Below are 15,462 nucleotides of genomic sequence, written 5' to 3'. Positions count from 1 at the left end.
TGACCCGCCCCCGCCACGGTCAGCCCTCCACCCAGCCGTGCCGCCGGGCCAGCTCCAGCATCCTCGCGCGTACCGCCACGATCTGCGCTCCGGTCAGGTCCGACACGGAGGTCACCAGCGCCTCGGTGGTCTCCGCGGAGAAGGCCCGCTCGGAGAGGACGTCGCACAGGCCCTCGTCGTCCTCCGCGCCACCCGTGGCCTGCCCGCTGTCCCTGCTGCGCCCGCCGCCGACCGTGACGCCGGCCCGGGCGGACAGCCCGGCACCGGCCGTCGGGACGCGATCCGCACCCGGGGCGACGCCGGACACCCGCACCAGCACGGCCTTGGGCCCGCGCTCGGTCTCCACCGCGTCGTACTCGACCGGGACGCCGGGCGTCAGTGACCACTTGTCACCGTCGAGCATGTTCGCGTGCACGAACACGTCGTCGCTGCCGTCGTCCGGGGCGATGAACCCGTAGCCCCGCACCTCGTCGAACCGCACCACTTTGCCAGTAAGCATCGCCATTCCCGCGTCCATCCGCCCCACATCCAGGTGCCCCGCCCGCAGGACCGGGACGGCGCTCAGAGTGGCACCTGTCCCGTGCAGGCCGGCACCCGTACCCGACCCCTATGGTGCACCTATCGCCGAGGCCCGCCGCGGCGAGGGGTGCCGCAGCGCCTACCATCGGCCAACGTGATCGAGCAGATCCTGCCCCCCACCGTGGCGGTGTCCGAGTCCTTCACCGATCCCGCCGGCGTGACCCTGTTCCCCGAGGAGGAGGCGCTGGTGGCACGGTCGGTGGAGAAACGACGCCGGGAGTTCACCACCGTGCGGCACTGCGCCCGGCTGGCCCTCGGCGAGTTGGGCCTCGCCCCGGCGCCGATCGTCTCCGGCGCACGCGGTGCCCCGCTCTGGCCGGACGGCGTGGTCGGCAGTATGACGCACTGCGATGGCTACCGGGCGGCGGTCGTCGGCCGTACGGCGGCGTTCGCCAGCCTCGGGGTGGACGCCGAGCCGCACGCCCCGCTGCCCGACGGGGTGCTTGGAGCGATCGCCCTGCCGGCCGAACGGTCGCGCACCGTCACGCTGGGCGCGGTCCGCCCCGCCGTCTGCTGGGACCGCCTGTTGTTCAGCGCCAAGGAGGCGGTGTACAAGGCGTGGTTCCCGCTCACCGGCCAGTGGCTGGACTTCTCCGAGGCGGACATCGTGTTCGACCCGGCCGGCACGTTCGAGGCCCGGCTGCTGGTGCCCGGTCCGGTGTTCGGCGGGGCCGAGGTGCGGGCGTTCGCGGGCAGGTTCCTGGTCGAGCGGGGGCTGGTGGTCACCGCGATCAGCATCCCGGCGGTCGCGTCCTAACCGTCTGCGCTGAGCCGCGTCTTCTGCACCTTGCCCAGGGCGTTGCGGGGCAGGGCGTCGACCAGGCGCACCTCGCGTGGTCGCTTGTGCGCCGAAAGGTGCCGGGCCACGAAGTCGATCAGCTCGGCCTCGCCCACCCCGTCGCCCACCACGTACGCGGTGACCTGCTGACCGAGGTCGGGGTGCGGTGTGCCCACCACGGCTGCCTCACGGACCCCCGGGTGCGTCAGCAGGGCGTCCTCCACCTCCCCGGCGCCGATCCGGTAGCCACCGCTCTTGATCAGGTCGGTCGACGCCCGGCCGACGATCCGGTGCCAGCCGTCCGGGTCGACGGTGGCGACGTCCCCGGTGCGGAACCAACCGTCCGGGGTACGGCTCGCCGCGTCGGCGTCCGGACGGTTGAGGTAGCCGTCGAACAGCGTGGGGCCGGTGACCTGAAGCTCGCCCATCGTCGCCCCGTCGGCCGGGAGCGAGGTGCCGTCGTCGCCGACCAGCCGCGTACGGACCCCGGGCAGCGCCAGCCCGACGGTGCCGGGCCGGCGTGGGCCGTCCGTCCGGGCGCTCACAGTGATCAGGGTCTCGGTCATCCCGTACCGCTCGACGACCCGGTGACCGGCGAGGGTGGCGAGGTCGGCGAAGACCGCCGCCGGCAGCGCCGCGCTGCCCGAGACCAGCAGCCGCGCCGGACGCAGCGCCCGGGCCGCGTCCGGGTCGGCGGCGATTCGGGACCACACCGTCGGCACCCCGAAGTACATCGTGCCGTTGGCAGCGGCGTACCGGTCGGGGCGGGGGCGGCCCACGTGGTGCAGCCGGCCGCCCAGCCGCAGTGGTCCGAGCACGCCGAGCACCAGCCCGTGCACGTGGAACAGCGGCAGGCCGTGCACCAGCAGGTCGTCCGGCGTCCATGCCCAGGCGTCGGCCAGCCCGTCGAGGCAGGCGGCGATCGCGCGGCGGGAGATCACGGCGCCCTTCGGGGCGCCGGTGGTGCCGCTGGTGTAGAGGATCACCGCGGTGCAGGCCGGATCCGGCTCGGGGTGGACGGTGTCCGACCGGCGGGTCAGGTCGACGGGTACGACGGGCCGGCCGGCGTCACCGACGGCGCGTTCCGCGCCGGCCGGGGCCAGCAGCGCCGTCGCGCCCGAGTCGCGCAGGATGTGATCGCGCTCCATCGGCCCGGCGTCCGGCGGGATCGGCACGACCGCAACCCCGGCCGTCAGCGCGCCCACCACGCCGACCACGGTCTCCAGGGTGGCGGTGGCCTCGATCGCCACCCGGTCGACGCCGCGCAGCTCGTCGGCCACCGCCGTGGCAAGGCGGCGAAGCTCCACCCAGGACGCCGCCCGGCCGTCGACCCGGATCGCGTCCGGGTGCTCGTCGGTGCCCTTCGTCAGCCAGCCCAGCAGCGGCATGGTGCGATCCTCTCAGCGGCCCGGTCCGAGCCCTGCCGGGGGCCGCGACGCCGGTAGGGTCGTGGGGTACCGCCGGATCCGGGTGGGCGAGTGCGCCGCGCCGGTGGGCCGGGAGAACGGTCCTGACCGTAGTCGGGGGTCTCTGCGGCCTGCCACCCCTACCGGCCGTGGCGGTCGTGCGGGAGGGGAGGTGACATCGGTGGTCGCGAGGGCGACGGCGGCACCCGACGGTGTCCGGGCGGTGGTGTTCGACCTCGACGGGGTGCTGGTCGACAGCCTCGCCGTGGCCAGGGAGGCGTTCGCCCTCGCCTACGCCGAGGTGGTCGGCGACGGCATGGCCCCGGTCGAGGAGTACTGCCGCCACCCGGGCCGGTACCTGCCGGAGGTGCTGGAGCTGATGGGTCTGCCGGCGGCGCTCGCCGAGCCGTTCGTGCGGCAGAGCAACCGCCTTGCACACCGGGTCAGCCCGGTCGTCGGCGCGGCGGAGCTGTTGCGCACCCTGCGTCGGCGGGGGATCGGGCTCGCCGTGGCCACCGGCCGCAGCGGCGTACGCGCCCGGGACCTGCTCGGCCGGCTCGACCTGTTGCCGCTCGTCGACCACGTGGTGGGCTCGGACGAGGTGCCCCGCCCGAAGCCCGCGCCCGATATCGTACGGCGGGCGCTGCACCTGCTCGGGGCCCGGCCGGAGGAGGCGCTGATGGTCGGCGACGCGCCCAGCGACCTGGCCAGCGCGCGGGCGGCCGGGGTGACGGCGGTGGCCGCGCTGTGGGGCGAGTCCGACGAGGAGACGCTGCGCACGGCCGGCCCGGACGTCGTTCTGGCCCGGCTCGACGAGCTGCTGCCGCTCTGCCCGGCACGGCGGTGACGAGCCACACCGTATCCGTGGGCGAGAAGCCGCCCGGAGCCGCCCGCCCGGACGGACGCCCGGACACCTGGCGTGACCGGGCGACACCCCTGTCGCCGGGCGGCACCCCTGTGGAGGATGGTTTCCCGCATCGACACCCCCGATTCGTCACCTGATCAGTTGATCGGCGCATCGGTTGCGCGGATGATGTCGGGCGTCGGTCGGCCCGGGTCCGGCCCGTTGCCGTGAACCGACGCCGCGATCAGCCGAGGGGCCCGCCCTTCCCGGCGGCAAACCGCACATGAAGGAGGACCATCCCGGATGCCGGTCATCGAGGTCGATCATCTGCAGAAGCGGTACGGCGAGAAGGTCGCGGTCGACGACGTTTCCTTCATCGTCGAGCAGGGCGAGATCTTCGGCGTCCTCGGCCCGAACGGCGCCGGCAAGACGACCACGGTGGAGTGCGTGCAGGGGTTGCGCCGTCCCGACGGCGGGACCGTCCGGGTGTTCGGGCTGGACCCGGTGCGCGACCGCACCGAGGTGCGCCAGCGCGTCGGCGCCCAGCTCCAGGAGAGCCAGCTGCCGGACAAGGTGCGGGTGCGGGAGGCGCTGGACCTGTACCGGTCCTTCTACCGCAACCGGGCCGACATCGACGAGCTGCTGACCGACCTCGGCCTGGCCGAGCAGCGCAACACCTACTTCCAGAAGCTCTCCGGCGGGCAGAAGCAGCGACTGTCGGTGGCCCTGGCGCTTGTAGGCAGGCCGGAGATCGCCATCCTCGACGAGCTGACCACGGGCCTCGACCCGCAGGGCCGCCGGGACACCTGGGATCTCGTCGAGCGGATTCGCGACCGCGGCGTCACCGTCGTGCTGGTCACCCACTTCATGGAGGAGGCGCAACGACTCTGTGACCGGATCGCGATCATCGACAAGGGGCGGATGGTGGCCATCGACAGCCCCGCTGGCCTGCTCGCCCGGGTCGGCAGCGAGCACCGGGTGCACTTCCGCCCGGCGGAGCCGGTCGAGGATGCCCTGCTGCTCGCCGCGCCCGACGTGACCGGGGTCAGCCGCTACGGGGCGGAGGTGACGGTGACCGGCACGAAGGACGTGCTCCAGTCGGTCCTGGCAGTACTCAACGGGCGCGGGACGACCTACACGGACCTGCGGGTCGAGCAGCCCACCCTCGACGACGCCTTCGTCGCCCTGACCGGCCGCGGCGGCCGGGCCGCCGCGCAGTCCCCGACCGACGGGAGGTCGTCGTGAGCGCCCTGTCCAAGCTGATCGCCGTCGAGACGAAGCTGTTCCTCCGGGAGCCCGTGTCGTTGTTCTTCGTCTTCGCCCTGCCGATCGGCCTGATGCTCGTCTTCGGCCTGCCGCAGCGTGCCGGTACCGCCGCCGACACCGGCCAGCACGCCGAGCAGACGTTCCTGCCGTCGCTCGCGCTGGCTCTCACCATCGGCATGCTCGCGCTCTTCACTCTGCCGATGGCGCTGGGCATCTACCGGGAACGCCGGATCCTGCGCCGTCTGGCGACCACCCCGGTGCAGCCCGCGCTGCTGCTGGTCGCCCAGGTCGTGGTCAACCTCGTGATGGGCGTGCTCGGTGCGGTGGTCACCTCGATCGCCGTGCGGTTCCTGCTGGACCAGCCGGCGCCAGCCAACCTGCCCGGGTTCGTGCTGGCCTTCCTCCTCGGGGTCGCGTGCCTGTTCGCCGTCGGCCTGCTGATCGCGGCGCTGGCGCCGTCGGCCAGGGCGGCACAGTCGATCGGCCCCGCGCTGTTCTTCCCGCTGCTCTTCCTGGCCGGCGCCTGGCTGCCCCGCGACCGGATGCCGGGTGCCCTGGCGGCCGTGGCCGACTACTCGCCGCTCGGCGCGACTGTCGACACCATCGGCGCGGCGTGGGCGGGGGCCGACCCCGAGCTGCCGCAGCTGATCGCCCTGGCCGTCACGGCCACCGTCGCCGCCCTGGCGGCGACGCGGTTCTTCCGCTGGGAGTGAGCCCGCCTCCCGACCGGGCTGGTCCGGGCATCGTCGCTGCCCAGGGCCGTTTCTAGGGGTGCGCTAAGGGTGCTCACGAAATGTGATCTGCACTACGTTCGGAGCTGAACGGGTGGCCGCTCACCGGACAAGGACGTTCGACCGCGGAGCGTCCGTTCACCCGGCAACGGGTGTCGTTGGACTGTGTGGACCGAACCGCGTCGCCCCTGCGGCGGCTCGTGGGGTGTGCGGAATGCGACGGAGGTCGTGCCATGAAGGATGTTTCGCAAGCTGATCCGGTCGCCCGGGACGCCGCCGGCGTCATCGATGTCGTCCTGGAGGGCGGCCCGGCCGGCCTGCCGGCCGATCTGCGCAGCCGTCGGGTGTCCAGGGCCGAGAAGAAGATCAAGATCGTGTACTACGGCGGGTACGAGCACTTCGAGCGGGGCACCGCCGCCGCGACGGTCGAGCCGGTGGTCTTCCGCTGGACCGGCCGGACCCGGATCGCCGAGTAGCGAAGGGACGCAGCAGTCTCATGCGGGCACAGGACCAGCGGACGGGACCGCACCTGACGGTCAGCGACACGAGCGAGGCGATCGCCTTCTACACGGACGTCTTCGACGCCGTGGCCATCCAACGGGAGTGCCTGCTCGACGGGCATGTCGTGCACGCGGAACTGGCCGTCGGCGGTCATCGCCTGATCGTGAGCGAGTGGTGGGAGGCGGGCGACCCGTCGGTGGCCGCGAACCGTGACGAGGTGTTGACCATCGAGCGGACGGACCCCGAGTCGGTGCTGCGGCGGGCGGTGGCCGCGGGCGCCCATGTCGAGCCGCCGGCTGCCCCGTCGCACCAGGTCACGTTGCGCGACCCTGCCGGCCTCTGCTGGACCGTCGTCGGCCCGCAGCGGACGGGGTAGGGCAAGTCCCGGCGGACCCGGGACAGGCCGCGGGAACCCGTGCGTACGGCGCGGGTTCCCGCCCGTCCGGCGGGACGTCGCCAGAGTCCGCGCGGTGCGCGGCGCCTGGGCGCTCCTCCGGTCTCCTGGTCAGCCGCGCGGCGGTCCCGCCGACAGTCCGGCTTCCGCCGTCAGGTCCTGAGCCGCACGCGGGCCGGCGGGGGCGACGATCACCTGATCGTCTGCGGGGCCGACCGTTCCCTCAGCACCTCCGCCACCAGCGTACGCAGCCGCCCGGCGGTCGCCCCGGCCGGCACACGCGGCGGTGGGCGTGCACCACTCGCTTCTTGGCCTCCGTCACCTCGCTTTGAGAGAGGACGGATTGATGGGCGAGGTGAAGCGTTCTGGGCGCTGCGATGGCGGTCGGTCCGAAGACCCACGTCTGCCACTCGCGATGAGTAATCGATGGAGGTGGACAGGCGCCCGGTTCGCGGCCGTGAGAGCGCGGCTGAACTTGTCTGGGTCGGTGTCGGCCGGAGGCGTCGGATTCGGGCAGGGGTGTTCGTAGTCAGTGTGCGGGGCAGCCCACGAGGGTGCTGTCGCGGTCACAGGAGGTGATGGGTGATGCGACCTTGCGTGAAGGACGGCTCCTTCGTGGGCCGGGCTCTGTTCGCCGGCTCCAGATGTTCACCACGCTGATGAGTGTCCAGGCTGTTGCGGTTGATCATCGAGAGGTAGGGGCGTGGCGAAGCTGATCTATGTGAATAACGTGTCGCTTGACGGCTACATGGAGGACGAACGCGGCGCGTTCGCCTGGTTGCCGATGGACGACGAGGTGTTCGTTGTCTACACCGATCTCCTGCGGTCCGTGGGGACGTTCCTCTACGGGCGGCGGCTGTACGAGGCGATGGCCGTCTGGGAAACCGACGCCGCTCTGGCCGCGCAGTCCGACCTCATGTCCGACTTCGCAAGCGCCTGGCAGGCAGCGAGAAAGGTCGTGTACTCCACGACCCTCGCCGCCGTGTCGACCGCCGACACCCGACTCGAACGCCGCTTCGACCCCGCCGAAGTACACGAACTGAAGGCCACGGCCAGCAGCGATCTCACCGTTGGAGGTGCACACCTCGCGGCGCAGGCTCTTGAGGCCGGGCTGGTCGACGAGTGCCAACTGTTCGTCTGGCCCGTGGTCGTCGGCGGAGGTAAGCCGAGCCTGCCGACCGGCATGCGCGTCGACCTCGAACTCCTCGATGAGCGCCGATTCCGAAACGGCGTCGTACACCTCCGCTACCGCCCTCTCGGGCAGTGAACGACGCCCCTGTCCGATCGCCAGCGCTTGCATGACGGCGCAGCGCTGACGGCTGATCCGACCGGATGAGGTCGACCATCACCAACTCCGGCTGCGTCACGTCGCAGTGTGCGGAGGCGTCGAACGCCGCGTCGGGACGGCGGTGGCGACAGCGAACCTCAGTCCGGGGAAAACGCTGCCCTGGATCCATCGACGTTTGAGAGATCCTGGCCTCCGGGCTGGCCTCGACCGGCCGAGGTGGACTGCTGGTCAACCACCTCCAGGACCGGGTCGTGGTCGGCGTCGGCGATCCCCGACGCACTGCCCTGGTCGGCGCTGGCCGATCACGGCCGGCGCCGGATACCGGATCTTCTTGGCGCCGCTAGATTTGCGCAGATCAGACCAGGGCCACGGGTATCGCGTCTCCGGCGGTACGTTGACGCCAACGGGGATCACTAATCGGTTGCCGGTCGGGGCGGGACTGCCTAGCTTGCTCACCGTGCAGATCATTGGTCCTGGTGCATGCAGGTACCCCGGATGAGTGGCCGTCTTCGTGAGATTGCTCGGCAGACGGTGGCGATCGCCGAGTCGGGGCGCTATCGCAATGGCGCAGGTGATGAGGTCGTCATCGGCGGGGCAGTACGTACCGCGGTCGCCGGCACTCGTCATTACCTGCCGGACGAGGTGCTCGCGGTGGGAAGCGCGGAGCCCGGTGCCGGCAAGGTGGAGGTGACGTACGAGTCGACGTTGCAGGCGGCGTACCGGCTTGGGCCTGGTGCGGCGTGTCTGGTGTTCGCGTCGGCGAAAAACCCGGGTGGCGGGTTCCTGGGCGGGGCGAAGGCGCAGGAGGAGAGTATCGCTCGCTCGTCGGCGCTGTACCCGTGTCTACTTGCCGCACCGGATTTTTATGCATTCCATCGCGGGCAGCGGGATCTGCGTTACAGCGACAGGGTGATCTACTCCCCGGCCGTGCCGGTGTTCCGGGACGACAAGGGCAACCTGCTCGACCAGCCATACACGACGTCGTTTCTGACGGCTGCGGCGCCGAACCTCGGTGCGATCGTGCGTAACCAGCCCGAGCATGCTGCGGATGTGCCGGTGGTGCTGGCCCGGCGTGCCCGGCGGGTGCTGGAGGTCGCTGCTGCGCACGGGCGTCGAACGATCGTGTTGGGCGCGTGGGGGTGCGGGGTGTTCCGCAACGATCCCGCTACGGTGGCCGGCACGTTCGCCGACGCGCTGCGGGTGGTCGACCAGTTCGACCACGTGGTGTTCGCTATCCGCGACGGCTTGCCGGGCACACCCGTGTATCGCACGTTCGTGGAACGCCTTCCAGGAAGTGCCGTGGACTCGGCGGGTGGTAACGATCGACGGTGAGCGTCGCAGAGTACATCGGACCCCGCAGGAGAAGAAGCAGCTCAGCTACGAGCACGACCGGCGGAACAACTGGCCCAAACCTCAGGTCAGCCCTCGACGTGGTGCCGTACGGGTCCCCGTTGGCGGTCCGGGGACCCGTACAGTCCGTGGAGGTTGACCGTCAACCGATCAGGATGGCACCAATAACGTGCAACCCGAGGTGAGCATCGGTTCGTGTCGATCCCGACATAAGCCTAAGCCCAACACGCAGGTCAGCCTCGGTTTCGAGGCTCTAGCCTCCGAGGTAATTCGAACCCCAACGCGCGCTGCCTGTCCCCGTTGAGCCTTCGACACTACATTCTGTGCATGCATGACTACGGTGACTCTGGACTCGTTGCACATCTACCGCAGGACGAGTGGTGCCGGGTACAGGACACGGGAATCCCCGTACGCTTCGAGCCCCGCGCCGTACTGCTGCGCCAAGGCGACACCACCCAGCACGTGCACGTGGTCCTGGCTGGCTGCGTAAAGATCGTGCGATCGGAGCGTGACGGTAGCCGCGCAATGCTCACGCTGCGGTCCGCTGGCTCTACCATCATCCCGACCGTCCGGACGAGCTACTCACTATCAACTTCGAGGGAATCGCCGAAAAGTTTGGGGGCGTTGGCGATTCCCGGTCCCTGGTGATAGCCAAGCTGATCGACGATATTCTTGGGCAGATTGGCGACGTCGAACGCCGCTATCTGCTTACGCAGCTGGGGCAAGTCTTCTCCTCCTATAACTGTCCTGACCTAGCGGAACGGCTTGATGCTCCGTGAGGGAAGCGGAACGAGCTGTCCTGCAGCAGGCCAACGAGATGATTCGCTTCGCTGATGTGAAGGCCGCTGCCGTCCTGGCGGCCGCCGGGGTGCTGGCGGGGCAGTTGCCGTCAGAGGACCGCACCTGGGCCAAAGGCGTCCTAGTGGTCGGCGTCGTGGCCTTTGTGGCTGTCATCTTGTGATGCACGGAGACGATGCGTGCGGCAGCGTCCGGAGGCCGCCGGGCACCTTACGATGTAGCCGTCTACGAGGATGCTCGCGATGGAGTTCCTGGAACTGGTAGGGCCCGGTGACAGCCTGGGTCCTACCAGTCCAGAAGGCCGATGATCAGCTGACAGGGACAGTGTCGACGACACAAGCCAGGGTGGGCATCGATTCGTGTCGATCATCGGACACAAACGATAACCCTGCGGTGTGCGCTGAGATCGACTTCAGCGCGCACCGTTTGCGTTTGTGGGTGGTACGTCAACCGCAGGCCGAGTCGGCCATATACCTGAGCCTTGTCGGCAGGTCCGCATCGCGGAGCACTGTGGCGATGTCCCCGAGGCCCGGACCAGCGTGGTGATCTCTGCCTGGGTCGGTGTGGTGCGGCGGAGTCCTGCATGTGCACATCTGTTTCGGGTGCAGGCGATCCAGAGCGACCTGTCGCTCGCGAAGGTTCTGACTCGACCCGAAACGCCGGCTCGGCTCGCCTCCTCATCCCGAGCACCCTGTTGCCCCCGCCGGTGGCGATCCTCTACGGTCTGCTGAAGCGGTGGGCGGTGCGGTCCGCATCCGACCGACACCGCCGGTGCCCGTCGCGCGGGCCGGGATGGTGGAGTCCCGGGCCACCCCGTGGACGGTGTCGCGGCGGTCGTGTGACTCCAGCTCGTACTCCGGGTGGTGCTGCCCGGCGTGGCTCCGCGCGGAGCCGACGGCGAGCGGGCCACGCCGATCCCCACCGGAGAATCCCGTGTTCCTCAGCCCGCACGAGCAGGACCGCCTGCTCGTCCACGTCGCGGCCGACGTCGCTCGCCGCCGCCGCGAGCGCGGCCTGCGACTCAACTATCCCGAAGCCGTCGCGATCATCGTCGCCTTCCTGCTCGAAGGGGCCCGCGACGGGCGGTCGGTGGTCGACCTCATGTCCGCCGGCCGGACTGTGCTCGGCCGCGAGGACGTCCAGGACGGCATCCCCGAAATGCTGAGGGAGGTGCAGGTGGAGGCGACGTTCCCGGACGGTACCAAGCTCGTGACGGTGCACCACCCGATCCCGTGATCCCCGGGGAGATCCTGCCGGCGGCCGGCCCGGTCGAGATCAACGTGGGTCGGCCGGTGACCACAGTGGTCGTGGTCAACACCGCCGACCGTCCGGTGCAGGTCGGCTCGCACTACCACTTCGCCGAGGCCAACCCGGCCCTGATGTTCGACCGGGCCGTCGCCTGGGGTCAGCGTCTCGCCGTTCCGGCGGGCACCTCGGTCCGGTTCGAGCCGGGCGTGAGCCGCAACGTCGAGCTGGTCCCGCTCGGCGGCGCACGCGTCGTGCCCGGTCTGCGCGGCGAGTGCGCCGGCCCGCTGGACGAAGCGCCACCGACCGCGCCGGAAACAGACGCGCCGGAAACAGACGCGCCGGCGAGCGGGGCGCCGACGACCGACGGGCCGGCGCGGTGAGCGCCGTGCGGCGGGACCGCTACATCGACCTGTACGGACCGACCACCGGCGACCGCATCCGGCTGGCCGACACGAGCCTGCTGATCGAGGTGGAGACCGACCACTGCGTGGGCGGCGACGAGGCGGTCTTCGGCGGCGGGAAGGTGATCCGCGAGTCGATGGGCCAGTCGCGGGCGACCCGCGCCGAGGGCGCCCTCGACACCGTCATCACCGGTGCGGTGGTGCTCGACCACTGGGGCGTGGTCAAGGCCGACGTGGGCCTGCGCGACGGGCGGATCGTGGCGCTGGGCCGGGCCGGCAACCCGGACACCATGCCCGGCGTCCATCCCGAACTGGTCATCGGCCCGGCCACCGAGGTCATCGCCGGCAACGGCCGGATCCTCACGGCCGGCGCCGTCGACACGCACGTGCACTTCATCTGCCCGGAGATCGTCACCGAGGCGCTGGCCAGCGGCATCACCACACTCGTCGGCGGCGGCACCGGCCCCGCCGAGGGCACCCGGGCCACGACTGTCACCCCGAACGCCTGGCACCTGGCCCGCATGCACGAGGCGCTGGACACGCTGCCGGTCAACGTGCTGCTGCTCGGCAAGGGCAACACCGTCTCGCAGGAGGCGCTGTGGGAGCAGTTGCGCGCCGGCGCGGGCGGTTTCAAGCTGCACGAGGACTGGGGCACCACACCGGCGGCGATCGACGCCTGCCTGCGGGTGGCGGACGCCTCCGGGGTGCAGGTGTCCATTCACACCGACACCCTCAACGAGGCCGGATTCGTGGCCGACACGCTGCGGGCGATCGCCGGCCGGGCCATCCACTCGTACCACACCGAGGGCGCGGGAGGCGGGCACGCGCCGGACATCATCACGGTGGCCGGCGAGCCCAACGTTCTGCCGTCGTCGACCAACCCGACCCGGCCGTACACCGCCAACACGCTCGCCGAGCACCTGGACATGCTGATGGTCTGCCACCATCTCAACCCGTCCGTGCCGGAGGACCTGGCCTTCGCCGAGAGCCGCATCCGACCGTCCACGATGGCCGCCGAGGACCTGCTGCACGACCTCGGCGCGATCTCCATCATCGGCTCCGACGCCCAGGCGATGGGCCGGGTGGGCGAGGTGATCCTGCGAACCTGGCAGAGCGCGCACGTCATGAAGGAGCGGGTCGGCGCGCTGCCGGGCGACGGCGCGGCCGACAACCACCGGGCCCGCCGGTACGTGGCGAAGTACACCATCTGCGCGGCGATGGCGAACGGGCTGGACCGGGAGATCGGCTCGGTCGAGCCGGGCAAGCTGGCCGACCTGGTGCTGTGGGATCCGGCGTTCTTCGGCGTACGACCGCACCTGGTGCTCAAGGGCGGCATGATCGCGTACGCCCAGATGGGTGACGCCAACGCGTCCATCCCGACGCCGCAGCCGGTGCTGCCGCGCCCGATGTTCGGGGCGTACGGTGCCGCGGCGTCGGCCACCAGCCTGGCGTTCGTCGCGCCGGCCGCCCTCGACGCGGGGCTGCGCCTCGACGTGCGGCGACGGGTGGTGCCCGTCGCGGACGTGCGCTCGCGGGGCAAGGCCGACCTGCCGGAGAACGACGCGATGCCCCGGATCGAGGTGGACCCGGACACCTTCACGGTGCGGATCGACGGCCAGGCGGTGGAGCCGGACCCGGTGCCACGCCTGCCGATGGCCCAGCGGTACTTCCTGTTCTGATGGCGACGTCGAGCCTGCTCCTGCTGCTGGCCGACGGTCGCTTCCCGGCCGGCGCGCACGCCCACTCAGGCGGCCTGGAGGCGGCCGTCGCCTCCGGCCGGGTCACCGACCTGGCCACGTTGGAGGCGTTCCTGGCCGGTCGGCTGGCCACCGCCGGGCTGGTCGGTGCGGCGTTCGCGGCGGCGGCGCACCGGGCGGTGACCTCGGCCGGCTCCGCCGTACGCGGGTCCACGCTGGCGTTGCTCGACGCGGAGCTGGACGCCCGGACGGCGGCACCGGCGCTGCGCACGGTGTCCCGTCGCCAGGGACGGGCTCTGCTGCGCGCGGGCCGGGCCATCTGGCCGCAGGCGTCCTTCGACGACCTGCCCTCCACACCTGGCGGACCGCACCAGCCGTTGGTGCTCGGGCTGCTCTGCGCCGCCGCCGACCTGAGCCGCGCCGAGACCGCCACGGTCGCCGCCCACTGGACGGTGACCGGTGCGGCCAGTGCGGCCGTACGCCTGCTCGGCCTCGACCCGTACCAGGTCCAGGCCCTGCTGGTCGGTCTCGCCGATTTGTGCGACGGCACCGCCGCCGAGGCGGCCCGGGCCGCCGACGATCCACCCGAGCGGCTGCCCGCGGCGGCCGCTCCTCTTGCCGACATCCATGCCGAAGCTCATGCCACCTGGGAGGTGCGTCTCTTTGCGTCCTGACACCGTTGTGCCGGCCGCTACGCCCACTGCCGGCCGGAATCCTGCCCCGCACGACGAGACCGTTCCGCACACCCACCCCGAACCGGGGGTGGACCCGCATCCGCCGCTGGCCCGAGCCGGCCGGGCGCTGCGCGTCGGCATCGGCGGGCCGGTCGGGTCCGGCAAGACCGCCCTGGTGGCGGCCCTGTGCCGGGCGTTCGCCGGTGAGCTGCGACTCGGCGTGGTCACCAACGACATCTACACGACCGAGGACGCCGACTTCCTCAAGCGGGCCGGCGTGCTGGACCCGGCCCGGATCCGCGCCGTGGAGACCGGTTGCTGCCCGCACACCGCCATCCGGGACGACATCGGGGCCAACCTCGACGCCGTGGACGAGTTGGCCGAGGCGGTCGGCCCGCTGGACCTGGTGCTGGTCGAGAGCGGCGGGGACAACCTGACCGCCACGTTCAGCCGGGGCCTGGTGGACCGGCAGATATTCGTGGTCGACGTGGCCGGCGGGGACAAGGTGCCTCGCAAGGGCGGACCCGGGGTGACGTCCGCCGACCTGCTCGTGATCAACAAGACCGACCTGGCCCCCATGGTGGGCGCGGACCTGGCCGTCATGGACCGGGACGCGCGGGCCCGGCGCGGCGACCTGCCGACCGTGTTCCTGTCGATCGTCGGCGACCCGGCGGCGGGGCGGGTCGCCGACTGGATCCGCCACGAACTGGCCCACCACGCGGCTCTGCACCCGGCCGCCGCGCGGGGCGGCCCGGCCTGATGCGCGCGCACGCCCGGCTGGTGGCCCGGGCCGACGGCCGGGGCGGCACGGTCCTCGCCGAGCTGCGCGGTGAGACGCCGCTGCTGCTGCGACAGACGCCCGGCAGCGGTGGTGTCGCGACCGTGTACGTCGTCGGCGGTGCGGCCGGCCCGCTTGCCGGCGACGACCTGCGGCTGGAGATCGACGTGGGACCGGGGGCGGCGGTGCGGGTACACACCGTCGCCGCCTCGGTCGCCCTGCCCGGCCGGCCCGGCGTCGTGTCGCGGATGGCGGTCAACGCCGTGGTGCACGACGGCGGCGCACTGCACTGGCTGCCCGAGCAACTGGTCGCCGCGGCCGGCTGCGCCCACCTCGCCGAGTCCCGGGTCGAGCTGGCCGCCGGGGCGAGGCTGACCTGGCGCGACGAGGTGATCTGCGGCCGGTACGGCGAGGCGCCGGGCGGCGCGGTCGTCCACACCCGGGTCGACTACGACGGCCGGCCGCTGCTGCGCCAGTCGCTTGCCGTGGGACCGGGCGCGCCCGGCTGGGCCGGCCCCGCGGTGCTCGGCGGCGCGCCGGCCACCGGGTCACTGCTGGTGGTGGACCCGTCGCTTCCCCACGAGACCGCGACTGTCGAGGGCACCCTCGCCCGGCTGCCCCTGGCAGGCGGTACGGCGACACTGTGGACAGCCACCGCTCCCGACGCGCACACGCTGCGCGCCCACCTCGAAGGCGACCCGCTGCTCACCGAGGTGGATTGAGACGAGG

The 15,462-nt window shown here is 71.8% G+C and carries 19 protein-coding genes; 16 read left to right on the top strand and 3 right to left on the bottom strand.

The genetic code is table 11. From position 1 onward, the window contains the following. Positions 1-19: 19 nt before the first annotated feature. Positions 20-517: a cold-shock protein gene (locus tag FHU28_RS23615; protein WP_116506912.1), complete on the bottom strand. Its 498-nt coding sequence runs from the start codon at positions 515-517 to the stop codon at positions 20-22. A gap of 156 nt (positions 518-673) precedes the next feature. Between FHU28_RS23615 and FHU28_RS23610 the strand changes: the two genes are divergently transcribed. Next, positions 674-1,336: a 4'-phosphopantetheinyl transferase family protein gene (locus tag FHU28_RS23610; protein WP_013477263.1), complete on the top strand. Its 663-nt coding sequence runs from the start codon at positions 674-676 to the stop codon at positions 1,334-1,336. Here the strand turns inward: FHU28_RS23610 and FHU28_RS23605 are convergent. Continuing rightward, positions 1,333-2,745 (bottom strand): acyl-CoA synthetase, encoded by a 1,413-nt coding sequence (locus tag FHU28_RS23605; protein WP_184686644.1) that lies wholly within the window; start codon positions 2,743-2,745, stop codon positions 1,333-1,335. The two genes, FHU28_RS23610 and FHU28_RS23605, sit on opposite strands and share 4 nt — an antisense overlap. A 199-nt stretch (positions 2,746-2,944) precedes the next feature. Here FHU28_RS23605 and FHU28_RS23600 point away from each other — a divergent pair, with 199 nt between their 5' ends. The 8 genes from FHU28_RS23600 to FHU28_RS33280 all read left to right on the top strand — a co-directional run bounded on the left by FHU28_RS23600 (position 2,945) and on the right by FHU28_RS33280 (position 9,785). Further along, the gene (locus FHU28_RS23600; RefSeq protein WP_184686643.1) at positions 2,945-3,610 is read left to right on the top strand and encodes an HAD-IA family hydrolase; all 666 of its coding nucleotides are present in this window, start codon (positions 2,945-2,947) and stop codon (positions 3,608-3,610) included. Between the two features lie 300 nt (positions 3,611-3,910). Continuing rightward, on the top strand, positions 3,911-4,852 hold the full coding sequence (locus FHU28_RS23595) for an ABC transporter ATP-binding protein (protein ID WP_184686642.1): 942 nt from the start codon (positions 3,911-3,913) through the stop codon (positions 4,850-4,852). Beyond that, complete coding sequence (locus FHU28_RS23590) at positions 4,849-5,586, top strand: ABC transporter permease (RefSeq protein ID WP_184686641.1); 738 nt, start codon at positions 4,849-4,851, stop codon at positions 5,584-5,586. The genes FHU28_RS23595 and FHU28_RS23590 overlap by 4 nt, the downstream gene beginning before the upstream one ends. Positions 5,587-5,837: 251 nt before the next feature. Then, positions 5,838-6,080, top strand: coding sequence for a DUF5988 family protein (locus FHU28_RS23585; protein WP_116506900.1), 243 nt, complete (start codon positions 5,838-5,840; stop codon positions 6,078-6,080). 20 nt (positions 6,081-6,100) lie between these two features. Next, entirely contained in the window at positions 6,101-6,481 is a 381-nt protein-coding gene (locus tag FHU28_RS23580) for a VOC family protein (protein WP_030498880.1), read from the top strand. Between the two features lie 721 nt (positions 6,482-7,202). Next, positions 7,203-7,766, top strand: coding sequence for a dihydrofolate reductase family protein (locus FHU28_RS23575; RefSeq protein ID WP_184686640.1), 564 nt, complete (start codon positions 7,203-7,205; stop codon positions 7,764-7,766). 516 nt (positions 7,767-8,282) lie between these two features. Continuing rightward, positions 8,283-9,119, top strand: coding sequence for a TIGR02452 family protein (locus FHU28_RS23570; protein WP_184686639.1), 837 nt, complete (start codon positions 8,283-8,285; stop codon positions 9,117-9,119). Positions 9,120-9,464: 345 nt separating this feature from the next. Next, a complete protein-coding gene (locus FHU28_RS33280; protein WP_184686638.1) occupies positions 9,465-9,785 on the top strand; it encodes a cyclic nucleotide-binding domain-containing protein in 321 nt (106 codons plus the stop codon). On the opposite strand, the gene FHU28_RS23560 is transcribed toward FHU28_RS33280, so the two are convergent. Beyond that, a complete protein-coding gene (locus FHU28_RS23560) occupies positions 9,716-9,862 on the bottom strand; it encodes a hypothetical protein (RefSeq protein WP_184690107.1) in 147 nt (48 codons plus the stop codon). The two genes, FHU28_RS33280 and FHU28_RS23560, sit on opposite strands and share 70 nt — an antisense overlap. Positions 9,863-9,912: 50 nt before the next feature. On the opposite strand from FHU28_RS23560, the gene FHU28_RS23555 reads away from it, so the two are divergent. The 7 genes from FHU28_RS23555 (at position 9,913) to FHU28_RS23525 (ending at position 15,455) form a co-directional block, all read left to right on the top strand. Then, on the top strand, positions 9,913-10,098 hold the full coding sequence (locus FHU28_RS23555; protein ID WP_184690105.1) for a Pycsar system effector family protein: 186 nt from the start codon (positions 9,913-9,915) through the stop codon (positions 10,096-10,098). 770 nt (positions 10,099-10,868) lie between these two features. Beyond that, positions 10,869-11,171 (top strand): urease subunit gamma, encoded by a 303-nt coding sequence (locus tag FHU28_RS23550; protein WP_073827834.1) that lies wholly within the window; start codon positions 10,869-10,871, stop codon positions 11,169-11,171. Continuing rightward, positions 11,168-11,563 (top strand): urease subunit beta, encoded by a 396-nt coding sequence (locus tag FHU28_RS23545; protein ID WP_184686637.1) that lies wholly within the window; start codon positions 11,168-11,170, stop codon positions 11,561-11,563. The genes FHU28_RS23550 and FHU28_RS23545 overlap by 4 nt, the downstream gene beginning before the upstream one ends. Next, positions 11,560-13,263: an urease subunit alpha gene (locus FHU28_RS23540; RefSeq protein WP_184686636.1), complete on the top strand. Its 1,704-nt coding sequence runs from the start codon at positions 11,560-11,562 to the stop codon at positions 13,261-13,263. The genes FHU28_RS23545 and FHU28_RS23540 overlap by 4 nt, the downstream gene beginning before the upstream one ends. Next, the gene (locus tag FHU28_RS23535) at positions 13,263-13,955 is read left to right on the top strand and encodes an urease accessory protein UreF (RefSeq protein ID WP_184686635.1); all 693 of its coding nucleotides are present in this window, start codon (positions 13,263-13,265) and stop codon (positions 13,953-13,955) included. The genes FHU28_RS23540 and FHU28_RS23535 overlap by 1 nt, the downstream gene beginning before the upstream one ends. Continuing rightward, positions 13,945-14,715, top strand: coding sequence for an urease accessory protein UreG (gene ureG / locus FHU28_RS23530; protein ID WP_184686634.1), 771 nt, complete (start codon positions 13,945-13,947; stop codon positions 14,713-14,715). The genes FHU28_RS23535 and ureG overlap by 11 nt, the downstream gene beginning before the upstream one ends. Continuing rightward, positions 14,715-15,455 (top strand): urease accessory protein UreD, encoded by a 741-nt coding sequence (locus tag FHU28_RS23525; RefSeq protein WP_184686633.1) that lies wholly within the window; start codon positions 14,715-14,717, stop codon positions 15,453-15,455. Before ureG ends, FHU28_RS23525 begins: the two co-directional genes overlap by 1 nt. Positions 15,456-15,462 lie beyond the last annotated feature (7 nt).

This window comes from Micromonospora echinospora, assembly GCF_014203425.1.
GTDB classification, from domain to species: domain Bacteria; phylum Actinomycetota; class Actinomycetes; order Mycobacteriales; family Micromonosporaceae; genus Micromonospora; species Micromonospora echinospora_A.
The sequence above is the reverse complement of the archived record's forward strand: the minus strand, read 5'-3'. Positions and strand labels throughout refer to the sequence as shown.

What these genes read in the sequence shown, in the direction of transcription:
- FHU28_RS23570 (WP_184686639.1), top strand. Translation starts at nt 8,283, where the DNA reads ATGAGTGGCCGTCTTCGTGAGATTGCTCGGCAGACGGTGGCGATCGCC.
- FHU28_RS23585 (WP_116506900.1), top strand. Translation starts at nt 5,838, where the DNA reads ATGAAGGATGTTTCGCAAGCTGATCCGGTCGCCCGGGACGCCGCCGGC.
- FHU28_RS33280 (WP_184686638.1), top strand. Translation starts at nt 9,465, where the DNA reads ATGCATGACTACGGTGACTCTGGACTCGTTGCACATCTACCGCAGGAC.
- FHU28_RS23615 (WP_116506912.1), bottom strand. Translation starts at nt 517, where the DNA reads ATGGACGCGGGAATGGCGATGCTTACTGGCAAAGTGGTGCGGTTCGAC.
- FHU28_RS23525 (WP_184686633.1), top strand. Translation starts at nt 14,715, where the DNA reads ATGCGCGCGCACGCCCGGCTGGTGGCCCGGGCCGACGGCCGGGGCGGC.
- FHU28_RS23595 (WP_184686642.1), top strand. Translation starts at nt 3,911, where the DNA reads ATGCCGGTCATCGAGGTCGATCATCTGCAGAAGCGGTACGGCGAGAAG.
- FHU28_RS23535 (WP_184686635.1), top strand. Translation starts at nt 13,263, where the DNA reads ATGGCGACGTCGAGCCTGCTCCTGCTGCTGGCCGACGGTCGCTTCCCG.
- FHU28_RS23580 (WP_030498880.1), top strand. Translation starts at nt 6,101, where the DNA reads ATGCGGGCACAGGACCAGCGGACGGGACCGCACCTGACGGTCAGCGAC.
- FHU28_RS23605 (WP_184686644.1), bottom strand. Translation starts at nt 2,745, where the DNA reads ATGCCGCTGCTGGGCTGGCTGACGAAGGGCACCGACGAGCACCCGGAC.